Consider the following 18,864-nt stretch of genomic DNA (forward strand, 5'->3'; position numbering starts at 1 on the left):
AAAGGCGCTATCTTCAAAAGAGCAGGATGACTATTCCGCTTAGGTGGTGGCTGGCACGATACCGGGCACAGTGGCCTGCCGATTTTTACTGCTGTATGACCCCTTTCAACCTGGAGGAAACGCACATGGCCAGTTACAAAGTCGGCTATTTTGTCGGCAGCCTGTCCTCAACCTCGATCAATCGCCGGCTGGCAAAAGCTCTGGCTCGGTTGGCACCGTCTGAGCTACAGCTGGTAGAGATCCCCATCAAGGATCTGCCGCTTTACAGCCAGGACTATGATGCTCGGTTCCCGCCGGTGGCGCTGGCTTTCAAGCAGGCCATTGCCGACTGTGACGGCCTGCTGTTTGTGACGCCTGAATTTAACCGTTCGATTCCCGGCGGGCTGAAAAATGCCATCGACTGGGCCAGCCGCCCCTGGGGGCAGAACTCCTTTGCGCGCAAGCCATCGGGTGTGATTGGCGCTTCACCGGGTTCTATTGGAACCGCTGTGGCCCAGAGTCAATTGCGCAGCGTGCTGTGTTTCTGCAATTCGCCCCTGATGAACAATGTGGAGGCTTACATTCAGTTTACCGACGGGCTGATCACGGAAGACGGTGAGGTGACGGAAGCAAGAACCCGGGAGTTTCTGAGCAACTACATGCAGGAACTGCATGCCTTTATTGTGCGGGTGCTTACCGTGCTGCCCCGCGGCAGTTAAGTTGGTGCTATACAGGCGGGTGAGCGGTAGGCATAAAAAAGCCGGGGTAACCCCGGCTTCTGGTCGACGATATGGCTTAGCGCATGGTCACAAATTCTTCCGCCGCAGTGGGGTGGATGGCTACGCAGGCGTCGAAGTCGGCCTTGGTGGCACCCATTTTCACCGCTACCGCGAAGCCTTGCAGGATCTCGTCCATGCCAAAGCCGATGCCGTGAATGCCCACCACTTTTTCCTCTTCACCGGCGCACACCAGCTTCATTTTGCAGGGTTGGCGGTGCCGGGTGACGGCGGTGTACATGGCGGTAAAGGAAGAGGTATATACCTTGACGTTGTCGTCGCCGAAGCGTTCTTTGGCCTGGGGCTCGGTCAGGCCCATGGTGCCGATGGGCGGATGGCTGAACACCACAGTGGGCACCAGCTCGTAGTCCATTTTAGCGTCGGGCTTGTTGTTAAACAGCCGCTCCGACAGCTGACGACCGGCTTTTACCGCCACCGGAGTCAGTTCCACATAGCCGATGTTGTCGCCCACGGCGTACACGCCCTCAGCCGAGGTGTTCTGGTACTCGTCGACCTTGATGTAGCCCTTGTGATCCAGCTCGACGCCGGCGGCTTCCAGGTTGAGGTTGTGGGTGAGCGGGCGGCGACCGATGGCCCAGATCAGGCAGTCCACGGTCAGTGACTCGCCGTTTTCCAGGGTCAGGGTCAGGCTTCCGTCGGCGTGTTTTTCCACGCTTTGCGGAATGGAGTGAGTGTGCAGGGTCGGGCCGTCTTCTGCCATCACTTCCACCAGGGTGTCGGTGAGCAGGGGATCGAAGTTGCGCAGCGGCGCGTGTTTGCGTACCAGCAGGTGAGTTTCGCTGCCCAGACCGTGCAGCACGCCGGCCAGCTCAACGGCAATATAACCGGCACCGACCACGGCCACCCGCCTGGGCTGCTCGGTCAGCTCGAAGAAACCGTTGGAGTCGATGCCGTGCTCGGCACCGGGAATGTGCGGAATAATAGGTTCACCGCCGGTGGCGATCAGAATATGGTCGGCGGTGTACTCCTCGCCGTTTACTTCCACCGTGTTGGCATCCTTGAAGCGGGCAAAGCCCTTGATCACGTTAACCTTATTGTTGCCCAGTACCCGGTCGTAAGACTGGTGAATGCGGCCAATATAGGCCTGGCGGCTTTCTACCAGGGTGCTCCAGCTGTGGCCCTTGAGTGCCACATCAAAGCCGTAGTCGGCAGCGTAAAGCTTGATGGCTTCGGCAACCTGTGCACCGTGCCACATGACCTTTTTGGGCACGCACCCCACATTGACGCAGGTGCCGCCCAGATCTTTTGCTTCGATCAAGGCTACGTTCTTGCCGTACATGGCCGCCCGGTTGGCGGAAGCAATGCCGCCGCTGCCGCCGCCGATGGCGATATAGTCAAAATGCTGTGCCATAAGTTTGCTCCGTGGATGCAGGTTCATTCAAAGCCGTTTGCCGATTGTACCTCAAGTCACCGGCGCTGGTGTGGTCAATAAACCACCACTTCGACGTTCAAGTATCCGCCTCATGCAGTAAAGGCTTGAACATTATCGTTATTGTCACCATGTTAGAGGGTATTCCCTCGGCTGCTGCGGCAGCGCGATGGCCATAACTACAAGAGGTACAGGACATGACGAACCCGCTTCTCACCATGGACGGTCTGCCGCCGTTCAGCCAAATCAGGCCGGAACATGTGAAGCCGGCTGTGGAGCACGCCATTGCCGATTGCAAAAAGCGGGTAGAGGCGGTGCTGGCCCGGCATGAAGCTTTCACCTGGGACAACCTGGTGGCCCCTCTGGAGGAGGTGAACGATCACCTCAGCCGCATCTGGTCTCCGGTAAGTCACCTTAACAGCGTGATGAACAGTGAAGAACTGCGTCAGGCCTATGAGTCGTGCCTGCCACTGCTGTCGGAATATCACACCTGGATGGGCCAGCATCAGGGGCTTTTTGAGGCCTATCAGAGTCTGGCCGGCCGGGATAATTTCAAAAAGCTGAGCCTGGCTCAGCAAAAGGAAGTGAACAACACCCTGCGCGACTTCCGGCTGTCGGGCATCGCCCTGGAAACCGAGCAAAAAAGCCGGTTCGGGGAAATTCAGGCCCGGTTGTCGGAATTGTCGTCTACGTTTGCCAACCGGGTACTGGATGCGACTCAGGCCTGGCACAAGCACATTACCGATCAGAACGAACTGGCCGGGCTGCCCGAGTCGGCACTGGCTGCAGCCCAGGCTCAGGCTCAGGCCCGGGAGCTGGATGGCTGGGTGTTCACCCTCGACATACCGTCCTATTTGCCGGTGATGATGTATGCCGACAATGCCGCTTTGCGTGAGGAAATGTATTACGCCTTTACCACCCGCGCTTCGGATCAGGGCCCTAATGCCGGTGAATTCGATAACACCGCTATTATCGAGGAAACACTGGCGCTGAAGCAGGAGTTGGCCGGGCTGCTGGGCTTTGAGAACTATGCCCAGATGTCGCTGGCCACCAAAATGGCGGAAAGCGAGCAGCAGGTACTGGAATTTCTTGAGCAGCTGGCGGATCGCAGCCACCCACAGGGAAAGGCTGAGCTGGCCGAGCTGCGTGATTTTGCCGAAGCGGAATATGGTGTCAGCGAGCTGAATGCCTGGGATCTCAGCTATTACGGTGAAAAGCTAAAACAGCATAAATACACTATCTCTGATGAAGAGCTGCGCCCTTATTTCCCGGAAAACCGGGTGATTCACGGTTTGTTTGAAACCGTCAAGCGGCTGTTCGGCATCAAGGTCACCGAGCGCTTCGGTGTTGAAGTGTGGCATCCGGATGTTCGTTTCTTCGATATTTTTGATGAAACCGGCGAACTTCGCGGCAGCTTTTATCTGGATCTTTACGCCCGTGCCAAGAAGCGCGGCGGTGCCTGGATGGATGACTGTATTGGCCGGCGTTACCGGGAAGATGGCACCTTGCAGAAGCCGGTGGCTTACCTTACCTGTAACTTCAATGGTCCGGTGGGAGACAAGCCAGCCCTGTTTACCCATAACGAAGTGCTGACCCTGTTCCATGAGTTTGGTCATGGCATTCACCATATGCTGACCAAGGTGGATGTGGCCGGCGTGGCCGGCATCAACGGTGTGGCCTGGGATGCGGTGGAACTGCCGAGCCAGTTTCTGGAAAACTGGTGCTGGCAGCCTGAGGCACTGGCGTTTATCTCCGGTCACTATGAGAGCGGTGAGCCCTTGCCTGCAGACTTGCTGGAACGCATGCTGGCGGCGCGTAACTATCACTCGGCGCTGATGATGCTGCGTCAGCTGGAGTTTGCTTTGTTCGACTTCCGTCTGCATATGGATAACCAGGCTGCCAAGCCAGGCCGGGTGCAGCAGGTGCTGAACGAGGTACGCAGCCAGGTGGCGGTGATGACGCCACCGGCGTTTAACCGTTTTCAGCATGGTTTTTCTCATATTTTTGCCGGTGGTTATGCGGCTGGCTACTACAGTTACAAGTGGGCAGAAGTGTTGTCGAGCGATGCCTTCTCGCGGTTTGAGGAAGAAGGCGTGTTTTCCGCCAAAACCGGCCGTGACTTCCTGCATGCTGTGCTGGAACAGGGAGGATCTAAAGAGCCAATGGAGCTGTTTAAGCAGTTCCGTGGCCGGGAGCCGAATATCGACGCCTTGCTGCGTCACTCAGGTATTGCTGCCTGATTCTTGTTTTGGCAGAAGGTGGCTCCGGCCACCTTTTTTATTTCGTTATGCGGGGTAGAGCGAGCAAGAGTAAAAGGTCAGAATAGACCAAGCAGTATTTTCACATGAGATAACGTAATGGAACATGGGATAACCTCCTGGTTCAGCCTGTGGTGTATCAGCCAGCTGGTAGAGCAGCGCCTGGCCGATGGTGTGCTGTTGTGTCACCGTCAGGGACAGCAATGGCAGCCCGTTCTGGCTGCGGGTATGCCGCTGCCCGATACGCCCTTGTATGCTGCGGGGAAGCGGCAGTTCCGGCGTCTGGGTTATCCCCTTTGCCGCAACCTGAAGATGGGTTCCGGACAATTTTTGTCGCTGTCTGCTCAATATCCTGAATATGCGTTGTTTCTGTTGCACCACCGGCGCCATGCCCGGCTGCCCAAGGCCGCCTGGCTGGGTTTTTTTGCATCCATGTTCACGTATCCCGACCGAGCACGGCAGGCCGTTTCGATATTGCCTCTGTTTGAGTATTTCCCGCTGCCGCTGGTACGGGCCACTCCCGACGGCGTGGTGGAGTGGACCAACCGGGCGTTGCAGCACATTACCGGTGAAAGTGCCGGCAACATGGTGGGTCGCTCATTGCGCGAGTTCACTCTGGGTGCAGACTGGCCGGAAACAAGGCGTTTGTATCAGCGGCTGGCAAATGAGCCTGAACTCGGCATTGCGGTGGTGGACAAACATTATCTCCATCCCAACGGGCACTTGCTGCAAGCGGAAACCCAGCTTGCTCTGGTGCGCGATATTGATCATAACCCCCTGTGTCTGATGGGTACGCTGGCCAGTTTGCGCCCGCGGGCCGTTGCCCCCCCGGGTATGAGCCTGCGTTTTATTCCGGCACCGGAGCAGCCGGAAGGCGTGATGATCTGCGATGCCAACAGCCGTCTTGAACAGGTCAGCCCGGGCTTTGAACAGGTCACCGGTTATACTGAAGGGGAAGTGCGGGGCAGTCATCCATCCTTGTTGCGTTCGGGATTGCACAGCTGGGGATTTTACCGGCAGATGAACCGTGCTCTGAACGAGCAGGGGCGCTGGCAGGGAGAGGTGTGGAACCGGCGTCGCAACGGGCAGGTTTATCCGGAACGGCTCAGTATCAGCTCCCTTTACGGACCCGGCAACGAAGTGCGTTTTGTGGCGGTGTTCAGTGAAATGAAGCAGCCCGACGCCGAGGAGCAGAATGCACCGCCGGAAGAAAAGGACGCCCTGACCGGCCTTGCCAACCGCACCAGTTTTCAGCAGCGGCTGGTTCGTCATTGCCGGCTGAATGAACCTTTTGCGTTGATGATTCTCGATATCAACAACTTTCGCCTGTTTAACAATGCTATCAACCACAGGGTGGGAGACCGAGTGCTGCAAGAGGTGGCCGCGCGGCTGCGGGGCCGGCTGCGTAGTGGTGATGCACTGGCACGTATTGGCAGCGATGAATTTGCTCTGCTGGTTCCGGGTATCGTACATCACCGTCAGGCGCGTATTTTTGGCCGGCACTTGCTCAGAGCACTGGCCCGGCCCCTGCTGATGGCCGAGCAGCAATTGTATGTGGATGCCACTCTGGGCGGCGCTCTCTGGCCCGGACCGAATGAAAAGGATGCTGAAAGCTTACTGCAGCATGCGGAGCAGGCGCTGTTTGGAGCCAAGCAAAAACATGAACCGCTGGCACTGTATGACGATGAACTGAACCGCAACCAGAGCCGGCGAATAAGGCTGCAGCACGATCTGACCGACGCCATTCAGCAGGGCGGGCTACGGCTTCATTATCAGCCTATCGTGGATACTGCCAGTGGCAGGGTTACCAAGCTGGAGGCACTGGTGCGCTGGCAGCATGCTGAGCTGGGTGCCATTTCACCGATGGAGTTTGTGCCGGTGGCGGAGGAGTGCGGCATGGTACAGGCGCTGGGAGACTGGGTGCTTAACCGGGCTTGTGCCGATCTGCGCCGGCTGGAACTGGCCGGTCATTCATTGCTGATGGCCATTAACCGTTCCAGTCTGGAGTTTCAGAGCCTGGGGCTGGACGGCAACGAATGGCTGTCGATTATTGAGCACCATGGCCTTTCCCCCCGGCAGATTATTTTCGAGATCACCGAGTCGTTGTTTATGCAAGGGAATGAACACCACCTGGAGCGGATTACTGCTCTGCGCAAGGCGGGTTGCCACATTGCCATCGACGATTTCGGCACCGGCTTTTCGGCACTGAATTATTTACGGACCTTTCCCATCGATCTGGTTAAAATTGATAAAAGCTTTATTGATCACCTGCCGGGCAATCAAAAAGATGGCTTGCTGCTGGAAGGTATTTTGCGCATTATCGGCGACCTTGGCATGCAGGTGGTGATAGAAGGCATGGAAACGCCGGCCCAGGCAGCCTATTTGTCGACCCGGCCCTGTCATTTTTTACAAGGGTACCTGATTGCCAGACCCATGCCCCTTCGTGAATTACTGATTTTTCTGGAAACCTATGCCGGACACACTGTACCCGCTGCAGATTGAGCTGCAGGATCCCGCCCTGGCTGCTGAGGCCGATGTATTACGTACTGCCTTGAGTGGCGTGACCGCCGCCGCTCCCTTTGCCCTGATCTTCACTGAAGGCCGGCTGGAATTGCATAAACTGGATGAGCCCAGGCTGGGCGGTGTGTATGTTGATTTTGTAGCGGGGGCGGTCGCGCACCGGCGCAAGTTTGGTGGCGGACGGGGCCAGACTATTGCCAAGGCCGTGGGGCTCAAGCATGGCCATAATCCCAGTGTGGTAGACGGCACTGCCGGTCTGGGCCGGGATGCCTTTGTACTGGCCTCGCTGGGCTGCACCGTTACCCTGTGCGAGCGTCATCCAGTGGTGCATGCGCTGCTGCAAGATGGCCTGCGCCGGGCTGCCGCCGATACAGAAATCGGCCCCTGGGTGCGAGAGCGGCTGCAGCTGCTGCCTTTTGGCCACACGCTGGGCGACATTGCCCGGCAACCGGATGTGGTTTATCTGGATCCCATGTTTCCTCACAAAAAGAAAACGGCACTGGTCAAAAAGGAAATGCGGGTGTTTCACTCTCTGGTGGGGGCCGACGAAGATGCCGATGCCCTGCTGGCACCGGCGTTGGAACTGGCCCGGGCAAGAGTAGTGGTAAAGCGGCCCGACTACGCCGGATTCCTCGATGAGGTACCCCCCTCGGCGCAAATCACCAGCAAGAACAACCGCTTCGACCTTTATGTAAAGAAAGCCTTGTAGGCATAACGGGGCTGGTCTGGATCAAAATATCATCAGGCCGGCCAGACCCCACAGTAACCAGGGCAGAGGCGGATAAAACAGCCAGCGTTCAATCTTCCCCCGACACTGCCAGCCGACCGCATGTACCACACACAGAGCCATGGCGATCAGCTGCAGCGATAACCAGCCATGGGGCGGCACTTGCCCTGCCACTACCCGGCTCCATATCAGTGCGACCCCTGCCAGCGCCAGCAGCGCTGACACTGGGCGCAGCCAGGACTTAATGTTCATCATCCTGTTCCCGGCCGAACTCCACAAATTCCAGCCACAGGGCATTGATGATCCCAAAGCTGCAGGCCAGCAATACACCCAGAACCCAAGCGAAATACCACATAGTTTTCTCCTTAATAGCTGCCAACGGAATTTTGCTTGATGTGCTCTTCCGTCACCCGGCCCCATAGCTTGCGGTAGCACCACAGGGTATAGCCCAGCACAATTGGGACAAAAATAATGGCGACGACCAGCATGATGCCGAGCGTTTTTTCACTTGAAACAGCGTCCCACAGGGTCAGACTGTGGTTGGGGCTCAGGCTTGAGGTCAACACAAAGGGGAACAGGGAGCCGCCCGCGGTGAAGATAACGCCGGCACAGGCCAGAGCCGAGCTGGTGAATGCCCAGCCTGGCCGACGAGCATGGCTCAGCAGCACCGACAGCGCCATGCCTCCCAGTCCCAGCGCCGGGGCAAGCCACAGCAGCGGAAATTTACTGTAGTTTTCCAGCCAGGCACCGGGGGCCAGAGTGACCTGTTTGGCGGTGGGTATCAGTACTGCACCGGGTTTGCCCATGCTTGCTATCACGTAACCATCCATACCCAGCTTCAGCCACAGGCCGGCCAGCACAAAACCAGCCAATGCCACCAGCCCTGCCAGCCGGCTTAAGCGGCGTGCCCTCTCTGCAACGGCACCTTCGGTGCGCAATTGCAGATAGTTGCCTCCGTGGAGCATCAACAAGCTCAGGCTGACCAGGCCACACAGCAGTGAAAAGGGGTTGAGCAGCCCAAACAGGCCACCGTCGTAGCGGGAACGCATCAGGTTGTCGAGTTCAAAAGGTACACCCAAAAACAGGTTGCCGATGGCAACTCCAAACACCAGCGCCGGAATGGCTGAGCCGGCGAAAATGCCCCAGTCCCAGCTCCTGCGCCAGCGATCATCCTTTACCTTGGAGCGATATTCAAAGCCTACCGGGCGAAAGAACAGCGCGAACAGGACCAGCATCATGGCCCAGTAAAAGCCGGAGAAAGCCACCGCATAAACCATGGGCCAGGCCGCGAACAGAGCGCCGCCAGCGGTAATAAACCAGACCTGGTTTCCGTCCCAGTGCGGGCCCAGAGCGTTAATGGCGACCCGGCGCTCGCTGTCGGTGCGGCCTACAAAGGGGAGCATTGCACCGGCTCCCATATCAAAGCCGTCGGTAATGGCAAAGCCAACCAGCAATACGCCAATCAGTGCCCACCAGATGAGTTTCAGCAGTTCGTAGTCCATGTTCAGGCCTCCCGGGGCTGAAGTTCAAAGTGATAACGGCCGGTTTCAAGCACGCTGGGACCGCGACGGGCATAGCGTACCATCAGGTACATTTCGGCAATCAGCAAGAGGGTATAAAAGGCGATAAAGCCGGCCAGGCTGCCGAGTACATCGCCCCGCGACAGGCTCGACACCGACATGGCGGTGGGCAGTACCTCGGCAATGGACCAGGGTTGACGGCCGAACTCGGCCACAAACCAGCCCATTTCACAGGCCAGCCAGGGGGCAGGCAGGGAGAACAGGGCCAGTTTCAGCAGCCAGCGTTTTTCTCCGATGCGGTGGCGACTGCTTTCGTAAAAGGCCATGGCAAAGATAAACAGCATCAGCACGCCCAGTCCAACCATGATGCGAAAAGTCCAGAACATGGGAGCCACCCGGGGAATGGAGCTGTCGACGGCTTGCTGGATGTGCTCGTCGGTAGCGTTAACCACATCGGGAGCAAAGCGCTTCACCAGAAGGCCGTAGCCCAGGTCTTCCTTGAGTTCATCAAAGCGCGATCGGTTAAGAGGAGTATCTTCGCCGTTTTTCAGCTGTTGCAGTACCGAGTAGGCTTCAATCCCGTTGCGAATGCGTACTTCGTGCTCTTTCTTGAGATCCTTGATACCAATCACCGGCTCGTCCAGAGAACGGGTCGCGATAATTCCGAGGGCATAGGGAATACGAATGGCATAGTCGGTACGCATTTCTTCTTCATTGGGCAGGCCCAAAAGAGTAAAAGCTGCCGGCGGTGCATGGGTTTCCCACTCGGCTTCAATGGCAGCCAGCTTGGTTTTCTGAACATCGCCCAGTTCATAACCGGACTCGTCCCCCAGCAGGATGACCGACAGAATAGAGGCCAGTCCAAAAGAAGCAGCGATGGCGAAGGAGCGTTTGGCAAAGGCGATGTCACGGCCCTTGAGCAGAAAGTAACTGGAAATCGCAAGTACAAACATGGCTCCGGTGACATAACCCGCTGATACCGTATGCACGAACTTCACCTGCGCCACCGGGTTAAAAATCAGCTCGCTGAACGAAGTCATCTCCATGCGCATGGTTTCAAAGTTGAATTCGGCACCTACCGGGTTTTGCATCCAGCCGTTGGCAATCAGAATCCATAATGCCGACAGGTTGGAGCCGAGCGCCACTAACCAGGTGACGACCAGATGCTGCACCTTGGTAAGCCTGCCCCAGCCAAAGAAAAACAAACCGATGAAGGTAGATTCAAGAAAAAACGCCATCAGACCTTCAATGGCCAAAGGCGCGCCAAAAATATCGCCGACATAATGAGAGTAATAAGCCCAGTTGGTCCCAAACTGGAATTCCAGGGTGATGCCGGTGGTGACGCCTAACGCGAAGTTAATACCGAACAGCTTGCCCCAGAACTTGGTCATGTCCTTATATATTTGTTTGCCGGTCAGGACATAGACCGACTCCATAATGGCCAGCATAAATGCCAGCCCCAGTGTCAGCGGAACAAACAGAAAGTGATAAAAGGCGGTGATGGCAAACTGCAACCGCGACAGGTCAACGATATCTTCACCGATCATTATCGGCCTCCGTTGCTTTTTGGGACTCGAACCAGCGCTGCTCTATAGCGGTGTTGCCTTGCTTCACATCGACCGGAGCACTGAACCAGGCCCACTTGATGATGAAGATGACCAGCAATTTGAGCAGCAGTATGGTGACGATTTCCCGGGACAGGGTAATGTGGGGGATGTTCATGGTCAGCTCTCTCGTTAAGCTAATTCTAAAGTAGCGACCCCTTTCAACTATGGGCTTGATCCAGGTCAAGTTGGATAAGGAAAGACAAGAATAAAAGTTGATTTTTATCAGGCTGTTACAACCACGTTTAAAAGTGGTGACAAAGGCTTGCCAGCGCAGCCTTTTTAAATTAGCTTTAACTAATTAATAGATGCGCTCGCAGGAGACACCATGTCACAGCCTTATGTTCGTGCCTTTCTGGATCAGGACAGTGAAACCTTCAGCTATGTGATTTATGACAAGTCTGGTGGCCATGCCGCGATTATCGATCCTGTACTGGACTTCAATTATCACTCCGGACGTACCGGCACCACTACTGCCCAGCAACTGGTGGACTTTGTACGTGAGCAGCAGCTGACTCTGGACTGGATACTGGAAACTCATGCCCATGCAGACCATCTATCGGCGGCACCCTTTATCAAACAACAGCTGGGAGGATGCATCGCTATAGGTGAGCATATTCGTGAGGTACAGGGCATCTTTCAGCGTGTGTTCGGGCTGGAAAAGGAGTTACTGCCTGATGGCAGTCAGTTCGATCATCTGTTCGCCGATGGTGAGCAGTTTGCGGTAGGTGAACTGAGCGTGCGGGTGATGCATGTGCCCGGTCACACACCGGCGGATATTGCCTATCTGGTCAACGATAAAATGGTTTTTGTGGGCGATACCCTGTTTATGCCTGATGTGGGCACCGCCCGTTGTGATTTTCCCGGTGGCAGTGCCCGGCGCTTGTTTGATTCTGTGCAGCGGCTGCTGGCGCTGCCGGAACACACCGATATTTATGTGTGCCACGATTATCCGCCCCAGGAGCGGGAGCACGAGTGCCGCACCACGGTCGGCGCTCAGAAACGGCGCAATATTCATGTGCATAGCGGGGTTGAGCGGGCCGCTTTTGTCACCATGCGTAACGAGCGCGATGCCACCCTGGCTGTGCCCCGGCTGATTCTGCCGTCTATTCAGGTCAATATTTGTGCCGGCCAGTTACCGCCGGCAGACGAGCAGGGCCGCCGTTACCTCAGGGTGCCTCTGGATCAGCTCTGAGCCGGCCCCAGCAAACGGGTAATGGCGGCTGCCTGGTGGCGAATATGGCCGGTAACCTGCTCGGCCCGGCCAGACACTTCCGCCGAACGGGATTTCAGTTCATTCATCAACGCCATAAACTGGTTCAGCTCACCGGCCTGGGTGTCGGCATGACCTGCCCCCTGCTCTGCCACCGAGGTGGTGGCACGGGAGGTGTCGCTGACCTGGCCGGTTACCGTCAGCAGGGTATGTGTTTGCTGATGCTGATCTTCCGCCGTATGCATCATGCGGTCGATGGTGTCGCCAAGTTCTTCACTCGATAATTTAAGCCGCTCCATAATGCCGGCAATTTCTGTCAGTGATCCTTGAGTGTGGCCCGACAGCTTGCGTACTTCGTCGGCTACTACGGCAAAACCACGGCCCTGTTCACCGGCCCGGGCTGCTTCAATGGCGGCATTCAGTGCCAGCAGATTCGTCTGCTCGGCTATTTGCCTTATTACACCAATAATGGCGGCGGCATCATCTACCGAACGGCCCAGGCTGGTCAGGGCGTTACGGCCGGTAAGGGCTGCCTGGCGGCTGTCGTCGGCGCTGTGGGCCAGCTGTTCCACCTGCTTGCGACTGAGATCCATGGCTTGCAGATTATCCCGGGCGGTATGGGCAATCTCATCACTGGCCCGGCGCATTTGGGTGGCCAGCTGGTTTAGCTCATCCACCATCGTCAGGCTGTGCTGGAGCGTGCCGTCGTTGTGCTGAGTCTGCCGCTGAATGTCCTGTACTTCTTCAACCATACCTTCAAGCGCGACTGAGACCTGCTGCAGATGTTCGGCCCGTTCCTGTTGCTGGCGCTGAAGCCGTTCAAGCAGGCCGTTAAAGCTGGTGGCTATCTGGCCAAGTTCACTGCCGGGATGGCTGACCGGCAGCGGCGTCAGCTCACCATTATGCAGCAACTGGACAAAGGCATTGCGCAACTGATTCAGGCGGTATACCACCAGGCCGCGCTGAAACAAATAGCTGAGCAGGGCAAACAGCAGCAGGGCGGCGCACAGGCCAAGTAAAACCAGGCTCAGCCGGTGGTAGGTTTGCTGGCGGGTTGCTTCCTGCCCGGCCACCAGCTGGTCGAGCCGTGTTTCTATTTCGGTGAGACCGGCACTCAAAGCGGCCGCGGCGGCGGCACGTTGCTGTTGCCCTTGCTGGGTGGTAGCCAGTTCGCCGGCATAACGGCGCAACAGGCTGTTCAGCTCCCGCTTGGGAGTTTCTCCGACTTCTTCCGGCTTGGGGGCGCGCAGGGCAAATTCATCGGCTTGCGGAGTGTAATAAATTCCCAGTAAAGGCAGGGCCTGTAATTGTTCGTTCAGTTTTTTTAATTCGCCGATCTGGAAGTCGAGACTTTGCCGCAGATTATCGTCGCTTTCACTGATGTAACTCTGGCGCAAATGGATCAGACGGGGCAGGGAGGCCAGCATTTCAGCTGCCAGCGTCTGATACCGGGAGGCCTGGCTGTGTGATGAGTCTGCATAGCGGGCCAGGGCTCTGAGCTGGTCAGCCATTTCCTGTTCGGCATGCTGCAATAGTTGCTGGCTGTTACCCGAGAGCTTGCCCGCCTCACGGAAGTCGTGGGTTAACTGCCGGTGCAGGGTTTCAGTGGCGGTGAGTGCCAAGTCGCTGCCTTCAATGCGGGACAGGGTATCGGCCATGGCATCGAGCTGTTGTTCGGCCTGGGTAAGCAGGCTGGCGTTGCCCGAGGTGAGATAGGCAGAAATGGTACGATAGAGCTCAATATTGGCATTGCGCCGCAGTTGTTCCAGTTCGTTCCGGCTGTGCTCGCCCTGTTTGAGTTGCCGGTCCCCCGCATAAAATGAGCCGGCAAGCAGCAAGGCCAGCACCATCAGCCCTAATGATGATAGTAATGAAAACAGTGATATTTTCATGCGGCCCATCCCTCGCTCAGTCAAGGCCGGCAGATTAAGACACTGGGATGACAGTTTTATGAAGCGGGCAGGTGAATCACGGTTTTCATCAGCTGTTTATGCACATCGTGCAGGGCCAGAGGCGCGGTATCGATTATTTCCAGCCGGCTTTCCTTCTGAGGGGCCAGGCGATACATGCTGAGCTGATCGGTCTGGTTGCAGGCCCACCAGCCGTCCCGGGTATGCAGCACCGCCTTGAGCCTGACCACGTGCTGTGCTTCACAAAAGGCACGAACGGCGTCGGGATCAAATAACACCTCATGATGAAAGCGCCAGCCCACGGAAAAATGATCGTCGCCCTGATTGGCATAACGTCGCCAGGGCTGACCTCGGGTGAGTTTAGGTTCGTGTGCCGCCACCAGTGGCTGCCCGGCCTTGCCGGCATGGGCCTGAGGGTGAGCTGCCCGGCGCGCCGTTGCATGGGGGTGAGCCAGCCAGCCGATGTCCAGCCGGCCCTGTTCGGTTTCTACCAGCGTTTGCCCGGGCTCGGGGCTCTCGGAAATATGGCGGCGCAGCGGTGCAAGGTCGGCTTCAGTACACAGGTCGGTTTTGTTGGCCACCACAACATCGGCCAGCGCCAGCTGATCCTGATAGGTCTCGTGCTCCCGGTAACGGCTATCGCCCCATTGGCGCGGATCGATGACACAAAACGCCGCCCCCAGATTAAGCACCTTGCGATAATGCTCATTGGTCAGAATGTCCATGATCCGGCTGGGGTGGCCAAGGCCGGTGGGTTCAATCAGCAGCCGGTCGGGCTTTGCCTTGTGAAGCAGTGCATTCAGCCCAATCTGAAAGGGGAGCCCGGCGACACAGCACAGGCAGCCGCCGGGAATTTCCTTGATCATGGCACCTTGCTCGGTTAGCAGGGCCCCGTCTATACCCACTTCACCAAACTCATTAACCAGAATGCCCCAGCGCTCGTGTCCCGGCTTGTTAGCCAGCAGGTGGCGCAGAAGCGTGGTTTTGCCAGTGCCAAGAAAACCCATAATCAGGTGGGTAGGAACAGAAATGGTCATTACATCATTCACAGTAAACATCTTTGTTATATTGTAACGATTTCCGGTTGAGGTTGGTATGGCAGCAGGCAGATATAAAAAAGAGCCCCGCAGGGCTCTTGGCAGTGACAGGGCTGATGCTCAGGGCTGAATCACCACCCGGCCTACCGGCTTGCCGGCCACCATATCGTGCGCCGCCTCGATGGCCTGATCCAGGGTCAGTACATTGACGTCGTTTTCGTAAGTGAGTGGCAGGCTTTTGTGTACCCGTTGCCAGGCTTCCATGCGCTTTGCGTTGGGAATGTGCACTGAGTTGATACCCAGCAGCTGTACACCGCGCAGAATAAAGGGCATGACGGTGGTGTTCAGCGCCACGCCGCCGGTCAGGCCGCAGGCCGCGACGGCACCGTACATTTTGGTCTGGCTGAGAATGCGGGCCAGGGTACGGCCACCCACGGCATCAATGGCACCAGCCCAATGCTGGGATTCGAGAGCTGCTGGCTCCTGATCAAGCTGAATACGATCGATAATAGTATGAGCTCCCAGGCTTTTCAGCCAGTCGCTGTGTTCGGGACGGCCGGTGGAAGCATGTACTTCGTAGCCGGCTCTGGCCAGCAGCTGCACGGCAACAGAGCCCACGCCACCGGTGGCACCGGTCACCAGCACGGACCCCTGATCCGGTGTGACAGCGGCCTGCTCCAGTGCCATCACACCCAGCATGGCAGTAAAACCGGCGGTTCCGATGGCCATGGCCCGCTTGGCGGTCATGCCTGGCGGCAGGGGGATAAGCCAGTCGGCGTTGACGCTGGCTTTCTCCGCTAACCCGCCCCAGGTCTGTTCGCCCACGCCCCAGCCGGTGAGCAGCACTTCGTCACCAATGCGGTAGGCGGAGTTATCCGATGACAGCACGGTACCGGCAAAATCGATGCCGGGCACCATGGGCCAGTTACGTACGATTTTACCCTTGCCGGTAATGGCCAGGGCATCTTTGTAGTTGAGGGTGGAGTAATCCACCTTGATCAGTACATCGCCGGTAGTCAGCTGTTGCTCATTCAGGCGCTGCAGGCTGGCGTGAGTCTGCTTGCCGGATTCTTCCAGTAAAATGCCCTTGAACATGATGCTCTCCTCGCACGTTTTTATGCAGCTCAGTGTAAAGAGCCTGTTGCTAAAAGCCATGTTCTGACGGGCGGTAAATGTTGATTTTGTGACCGGACGCCTTACTCGCTCTGTGCAGGTTTTGAAACCTTGATCCAAGCCTCGTTCAGCCAGAGTGATGCAAGAATAATGCTGCCACCCAGTGCCAGCCGGAGCAGATCGGCTTCCCGGTTCCAGATCAGCAGATTAACCAGCAGACCGGCGGGTACCAGCGCATTGTTCATAATGGCCAGGGCACCGGCATTGACCAGGGTCGCACCCTTGTTCCACAGAAAATAGCCGAGTCCCGACGCCCCCAGCCCCAGCCACAGTAAAATGCTCCACTGTAACGAGGTGGCAGGATAGTTATCGCCCCCCAGTCCGAGCCAGGCTGGTGTGACCACCAGCAGTGCTCCCAGGTAGAAATAACCGAAGCGCTTATGCTGAGGGTCTGCAGACGGATAGCGTTCCTGCAGGACTTTGTAGCCGACCTGCCCCAAGGCAAAACACAAATTGGCACCCTGTACCACCGCAAAGCCCAGCAGGTAGTCGTTGGTCAGACCGTCAAAGCGAATCACCAGTGCGCCCATCACCGCCAGCACGGCGGTAAACAGATAACCCGGGCGAAAACGCCAGTGCAGCAGATCGTAGACAAGCGTGACGTATACTGGCGTCAGCACGGTGAAGATCAGCACTTCCGGCACCGTCAGCAGCAAAAACGACTGATAATAGAACAGATACATAATACCCAGCTGCAGCGCGCCGCAGACCATCAGTCCGGCGGCCAGCCGGGGCGGCTGGCGCCAGCGTAGCAGCGGCGCAAACAGCAGAGCAGCCAGGACAATGCGGGTGAAAACCGAGAAGTAACTGTCGACGCTGCCGGCCAGATATACGCCAATCAGGCTGAATGAAAAGGCCCACAGCAGGGTAACAAAAACCAGATAAGGCATGGGTAAATAATGACCATAGGTAAACGAGTGGGCGCCATGATGGCGTAAACAGGCAGGACTATCTAGCGGTGGCTGGCAAAAACGGCCATAAAAAAAGCCGGCGCAATGCGCCGGCCCGGGACCAATAGCAGGTTTGTCATAAAGGAGAGAATGACGTCCCCAAACAAAAGTGGTTCAACACCACACGCAGAAACTGCAGGGCATATCATGTAGCCAGATAGCCCGAAAAGGTTGTCAGCGTGGCAAACAGAAATGCCCGACTATGAACCGTTCGTTTTTCGTGTTGTTTACACAACCCGAGACAGGCAGTACCCCCCATGATGCCACCATGCCCAAACATTGTTCGGTCGAGCCTGTCATTAAGACATTTATCACCACGCCGACGATAAACTCGATGGGCGGCATTCTATGACCGCTTTGCTTATGGTAAAAATGAATTGTCATCATAAAGGTATGGGTAATATCGATGGACAACTTGTTTCAAAGACTGGATCTGAATTTACTCCGGGTATTTGATGTGCTGATGCAAAGCCGCAATGTTACCCGGGCTGCGGAGCGGCTGAATCTGTCTCAGTCTACGGTCAGCCATGCCCTGGCGCGGTTGCGTCAGGCTCTGGATGACCCCTTGTTCGTGATGACCCGCAAGGAAATGCGTCCTACTCAGCGGGCTCTGGTGCTGGCGGCTCCGGTACGTCAGGCGCTGATCCTGCTGGAGCAAGGAGTGCGGCAGTCGGCCGGATTTGATCCGGCCAGCTCGCAGCGTACCTTTCGGCTGGCCGTGCCGTCATCCATTGAACACGGCGTGGTGCCGCAGCTGGTCGAGCTGTTACACCGTAAGGCGCCGGGCTGCCGGCTGGCGGTGAGTGAGCTGATCAATTCCGATTATGAAGACGCCCTGGCGCGGGCCGAGCTGGATCTGGTGGTCAGCTTTGCCGGGGCGGATCATTTGTCGGAACGGCTGCTGACCGATACCTGGTTCCGCAATCCCATGGTGTGTCTGTCGGGCAAAGACAGCGGTCTGCCCGGGATCATCGAGCCGGCGCAGCTGGTGAGCTGGAGTCATGTATCTACCTCGAACTGGGGCCATAATCAGACGCTGGTAGAAAGTTGGCTAAGTGAAAAGGGGCTGGCGCGGCATATTGGTGTCTGGGTGCCCAGTTTTGAGGCACTGCCCCGGCTGCTGGCTACCGGCCGTTATCTGGCCATGGTGCCGGAGCTGATCGGGAGGGATCTCTGTTATTACTATCCGCTTCAGGCACATAGCCTGAATGAACCATTACATAGCACCTATGTGCTGGCGCAACATCCGTTAACGGAGTTTGATCCGGCTCTGGTTTGGTTCAAGGGCTTATTAAAAGAAGCGGGCGGTCAGTTACCGCCCGGGAGTATTAATTTTTAGGCAGAGGAACAACCAGCAGATCGCAGGGTACGGTATTCATCAGCTGGCGGGCAGAAGATGTCAGCAGGCTCCAGAAGCTTTGCTCATGGCCGCAAATCAGCAAGTCGACCCCGTGTTGCTCTACGGCTTCATTCACCTTCAGTGTGAGATCGCCGCAGATAACCAGTTTCTTCTCGATGGGATAGTCAATGGCACCCAGGTAGTCTTCCAGGCGTTGTTTGGCATCGGCCACCACCTGATCCTGAATATTGTCGATATCGATGTCGATCATTTCGGTGTAGAGATCTTTGAGGTCGACGTCTACATGGATAACCGACAGTTTGGCATTGTTGGCCCGGGCCCGATCCACAGCCTTGGAAATCACCTTGCGGTTGCTTTCGGTCATGTCGACCGCAGCAAGAATATGTTTGTACTGATAGGGCTCTGTCATGACAAATCTCCTTTTTTATCAACTCTATCAACCTGTTA

At 56.8% G+C, this 18,864-nt stretch carries 17 protein-coding genes; 6 read left to right on the forward strand and 11 right to left on the reverse strand.

Going from position 1 to position 18,864, the window contains the following annotated elements:
- Nucleotides 1–125: 125 nt before the first annotated feature.
- Nucleotides 126–698 carry an NADPH-dependent FMN reductase gene (locus B6S09_RS09630; RefSeq protein WP_094278287.1) on the forward strand — a complete coding sequence of 191 codons (573 nt, stop codon included), beginning with the start codon at nucleotides 126–128 and terminating at the stop codon, nucleotides 696–698.
- Between the two features lie 76 nt (nucleotides 699–774).
- Here B6S09_RS09630 and gorA read toward each other — a convergent pair whose 3' ends face one another.
- A complete protein-coding gene (gorA, locus tag B6S09_RS09635) occupies nucleotides 775–2,127 on the reverse strand; it encodes a glutathione-disulfide reductase (RefSeq protein WP_094278288.1) in 1,353 nt (450 codons plus the stop codon).
- Between the two features lie 215 nt (nucleotides 2,128–2,342).
- On the opposite strand from gorA, the gene prlC reads away from it, so the two are divergent.
- The 3 genes from prlC to B6S09_RS09650 all read left to right on the forward strand — a co-directional run bounded on the left by prlC (nucleotide 2,343) and on the right by B6S09_RS09650 (nucleotide 7,632).
- Complete coding sequence (gene prlC / locus B6S09_RS09640) at nucleotides 2,343–4,385, forward strand: oligopeptidase A (protein ID WP_094278289.1); 2,043 nt, start codon at nucleotides 2,343–2,345, stop codon at nucleotides 4,383–4,385.
- A 117-nt stretch (nucleotides 4,386–4,502) separates the two neighbouring features.
- Nucleotides 4,503–6,905 carry a putative bifunctional diguanylate cyclase/phosphodiesterase gene (locus B6S09_RS09645; RefSeq protein ID WP_094278290.1) on the forward strand — a complete coding sequence of 801 codons (2,403 nt, stop codon included), beginning with the start codon at nucleotides 4,503–4,505 and terminating at the stop codon, nucleotides 6,903–6,905.
- Nucleotides 6,874–7,632 (forward strand): class I SAM-dependent methyltransferase, encoded by a 759-nt coding sequence (locus B6S09_RS09650; protein ID WP_094278291.1) that lies wholly within the window; start codon nucleotides 6,874–6,876, stop codon nucleotides 7,630–7,632. Before B6S09_RS09645 ends, B6S09_RS09650 begins: the two co-directional genes overlap by 32 nt.
- Before the next feature lie 21 nt (nucleotides 7,633–7,653).
- Here the strand turns inward: B6S09_RS09650 and B6S09_RS09655 are convergent, their stop codons facing one another.
- From B6S09_RS09655 to cydP, 5 genes are read right to left on the reverse strand one after another with little or no spacing between them, the layout of a single operon-like run.
- Complete coding sequence (locus B6S09_RS09655) at nucleotides 7,654–7,905, reverse strand: hypothetical protein (RefSeq protein ID WP_166670305.1); 252 nt, start codon at nucleotides 7,903–7,905, stop codon at nucleotides 7,654–7,656.
- Complete coding sequence (cydX, locus tag B6S09_RS09660) at nucleotides 7,892–8,005, reverse strand: cytochrome bd-I oxidase subunit CydX (protein ID WP_094278293.1); 114 nt, start codon at nucleotides 8,003–8,005, stop codon at nucleotides 7,892–7,894. The genes B6S09_RS09655 and cydX overlap by 14 nt, the downstream gene beginning before the upstream one ends.
- 10 nt (nucleotides 8,006–8,015) lie before the next feature.
- A complete protein-coding gene (cydB, locus tag B6S09_RS09665) occupies nucleotides 8,016–9,152 on the reverse strand; it encodes a cytochrome d ubiquinol oxidase subunit II (RefSeq protein WP_094278294.1) in 1,137 nt (378 codons plus the stop codon).
- A 2-nt stretch (nucleotides 9,153–9,154) separates the two neighbouring features.
- Nucleotides 9,155–10,717, reverse strand: coding sequence for a cytochrome ubiquinol oxidase subunit I (locus B6S09_RS09670; protein ID WP_094278295.1), 1,563 nt, complete (start codon nucleotides 10,715–10,717; stop codon nucleotides 9,155–9,157).
- A complete protein-coding gene (gene cydP, locus B6S09_RS09675) occupies nucleotides 10,707–10,892 on the reverse strand; it encodes a cytochrome oxidase putative small subunit CydP (protein ID WP_094278296.1) in 186 nt (61 codons plus the stop codon). The genes B6S09_RS09670 and cydP overlap by 11 nt, the downstream gene beginning before the upstream one ends.
- A gap of 210 nt (nucleotides 10,893–11,102) precedes the next feature.
- Here cydP and B6S09_RS09680 point away from each other — a divergent pair, with 210 nt between their 5' ends.
- Nucleotides 11,103–11,969, forward strand: a complete 867-nt coding sequence (locus B6S09_RS09680; protein WP_094278297.1) for an MBL fold metallo-hydrolase — start codon at nucleotides 11,103–11,105, stop codon at nucleotides 11,967–11,969.
- Here the strand turns inward: B6S09_RS09680 and B6S09_RS09685 are convergent.
- The 4 genes from B6S09_RS09685 to B6S09_RS09700 all read right to left on the reverse strand — a co-directional run bounded on the left by B6S09_RS09685 (nucleotide 11,960) and on the right by B6S09_RS09700 (nucleotide 16,997).
- Complete coding sequence (locus B6S09_RS09685) at nucleotides 11,960–13,879, reverse strand: methyl-accepting chemotaxis protein (RefSeq protein ID WP_094278387.1); 1,920 nt, start codon at nucleotides 13,877–13,879, stop codon at nucleotides 11,960–11,962. The genes B6S09_RS09680 and B6S09_RS09685 overlap by 10 nt on opposite strands.
- A 56-nt stretch (nucleotides 13,880–13,935) precedes the next feature.
- Nucleotides 13,936–14,934 (reverse strand): CobW family GTP-binding protein, encoded by a 999-nt coding sequence (locus tag B6S09_RS09690; protein ID WP_094278388.1) that lies wholly within the window; start codon nucleotides 14,932–14,934, stop codon nucleotides 13,936–13,938.
- A 120-nt stretch (nucleotides 14,935–15,054) separates the two neighbouring features.
- Nucleotides 15,055–16,029, reverse strand: a complete 975-nt coding sequence (gene acuI, locus B6S09_RS09695) for an acrylyl-CoA reductase (NADPH) (protein WP_094278298.1) — start codon at nucleotides 16,027–16,029, stop codon at nucleotides 15,055–15,057.
- 101 nt (nucleotides 16,030–16,130) lie between these two features.
- Nucleotides 16,131–16,997 carry a carboxylate/amino acid/amine transporter gene (locus B6S09_RS09700; protein WP_094278299.1) on the reverse strand — a complete coding sequence of 289 codons (867 nt, stop codon included), beginning with the start codon at nucleotides 16,995–16,997 and terminating at the stop codon, nucleotides 16,131–16,133.
- A gap of 466 nt (nucleotides 16,998–17,463) precedes the next feature.
- Here B6S09_RS09700 and B6S09_RS09705 point away from each other — a divergent pair, with 466 nt between their 5' ends.
- Nucleotides 17,464–18,396: a LysR family transcriptional regulator gene (locus B6S09_RS09705; protein WP_094278300.1), complete on the forward strand. Its 933-nt coding sequence runs from the start codon at nucleotides 17,464–17,466 to the stop codon at nucleotides 18,394–18,396.
- Here B6S09_RS09705 and B6S09_RS09710 read toward each other — a convergent pair.
- Nucleotides 18,386–18,826, reverse strand: a complete 441-nt coding sequence (locus B6S09_RS09710; RefSeq protein ID WP_094278301.1) for a universal stress protein — start codon at nucleotides 18,824–18,826, stop codon at nucleotides 18,386–18,388. The genes B6S09_RS09705 and B6S09_RS09710 overlap by 11 nt on opposite strands.
- Nucleotides 18,827–18,864 lie beyond the last annotated feature (38 nt).

Origin of the sequence: Oceanimonas baumannii, from assembly GCF_002245495.1 — a bacterium.
GTDB lineage: Bacteria > Pseudomonadota > Gammaproteobacteria > Enterobacterales > Aeromonadaceae > Oceanimonas > Oceanimonas baumannii.

Coding starts and splice junctions, on each gene's coding strand:
- gorA (WP_094278288.1), bottom strand. CDS start 2,127: ATGGCACAGCATTTTGACTATATCGCCATCGGCGGCGGCAGCGGCGGC.
- B6S09_RS09670 (WP_094278295.1), bottom strand. CDS start 10,717: ATGATCGGTGAAGATATCGTTGACCTGTCGCGGTTGCAGTTTGCCATC.
- B6S09_RS09655 (WP_166670305.1), bottom strand. CDS start 7,905: ATGATGAACATTAAGTCCTGGCTGCGCCCAGTGTCAGCGCTGCTGGCG.
- B6S09_RS09705 (WP_094278300.1), top strand. CDS start 17,464: ATGGACAACTTGTTTCAAAGACTGGATCTGAATTTACTCCGGGTATTT.
- B6S09_RS09690 (WP_094278388.1), bottom strand. CDS start 14,934: ATGACCATTTCTGTTCCTACCCACCTGATTATGGGTTTTCTTGGCACT.
- B6S09_RS09645 (WP_094278290.1), top strand. CDS start 4,503: ATGGAACATGGGATAACCTCCTGGTTCAGCCTGTGGTGTATCAGCCAG.
- B6S09_RS09680 (WP_094278297.1), top strand. CDS start 11,103: ATGTCACAGCCTTATGTTCGTGCCTTTCTGGATCAGGACAGTGAAACC.
- B6S09_RS09700 (WP_094278299.1), bottom strand. CDS start 16,997: ATGCCTTATCTGGTTTTTGTTACCCTGCTGTGGGCCTTTTCATTCAGC.
- cydP (WP_094278296.1), bottom strand. CDS start 10,892: ATGAACATCCCCCACATTACCCTGTCCCGGGAAATCGTCACCATACTG.
- B6S09_RS09650 (WP_094278291.1), top strand. CDS start 6,874: ATGCCGGACACACTGTACCCGCTGCAGATTGAGCTGCAGGATCCCGCC.
- B6S09_RS09685 (WP_094278387.1), bottom strand. CDS start 13,879: ATGAAAATATCACTGTTTTCATTACTATCATCATTAGGGCTGATGGTG.
- acuI (WP_094278298.1), bottom strand. CDS start 16,029: ATGTTCAAGGGCATTTTACTGGAAGAATCCGGCAAGCAGACTCACGCC.
- prlC (WP_094278289.1), top strand. CDS start 2,343: ATGACGAACCCGCTTCTCACCATGGACGGTCTGCCGCCGTTCAGCCAA.
- B6S09_RS09630 (WP_094278287.1), top strand. CDS start 126: ATGGCCAGTTACAAAGTCGGCTATTTTGTCGGCAGCCTGTCCTCAACC.
- cydB (WP_094278294.1), bottom strand. CDS start 9,152: ATGGACTACGAACTGCTGAAACTCATCTGGTGGGCACTGATTGGCGTA.
- cydX (WP_094278293.1), bottom strand. CDS start 8,005: ATGTGGTATTTCGCTTGGGTTCTGGGTGTATTGCTGGCCTGCAGCTTT.
- B6S09_RS09710 (WP_094278301.1), bottom strand. CDS start 18,826: ATGACAGAGCCCTATCAGTACAAACATATTCTTGCTGCGGTCGACATG.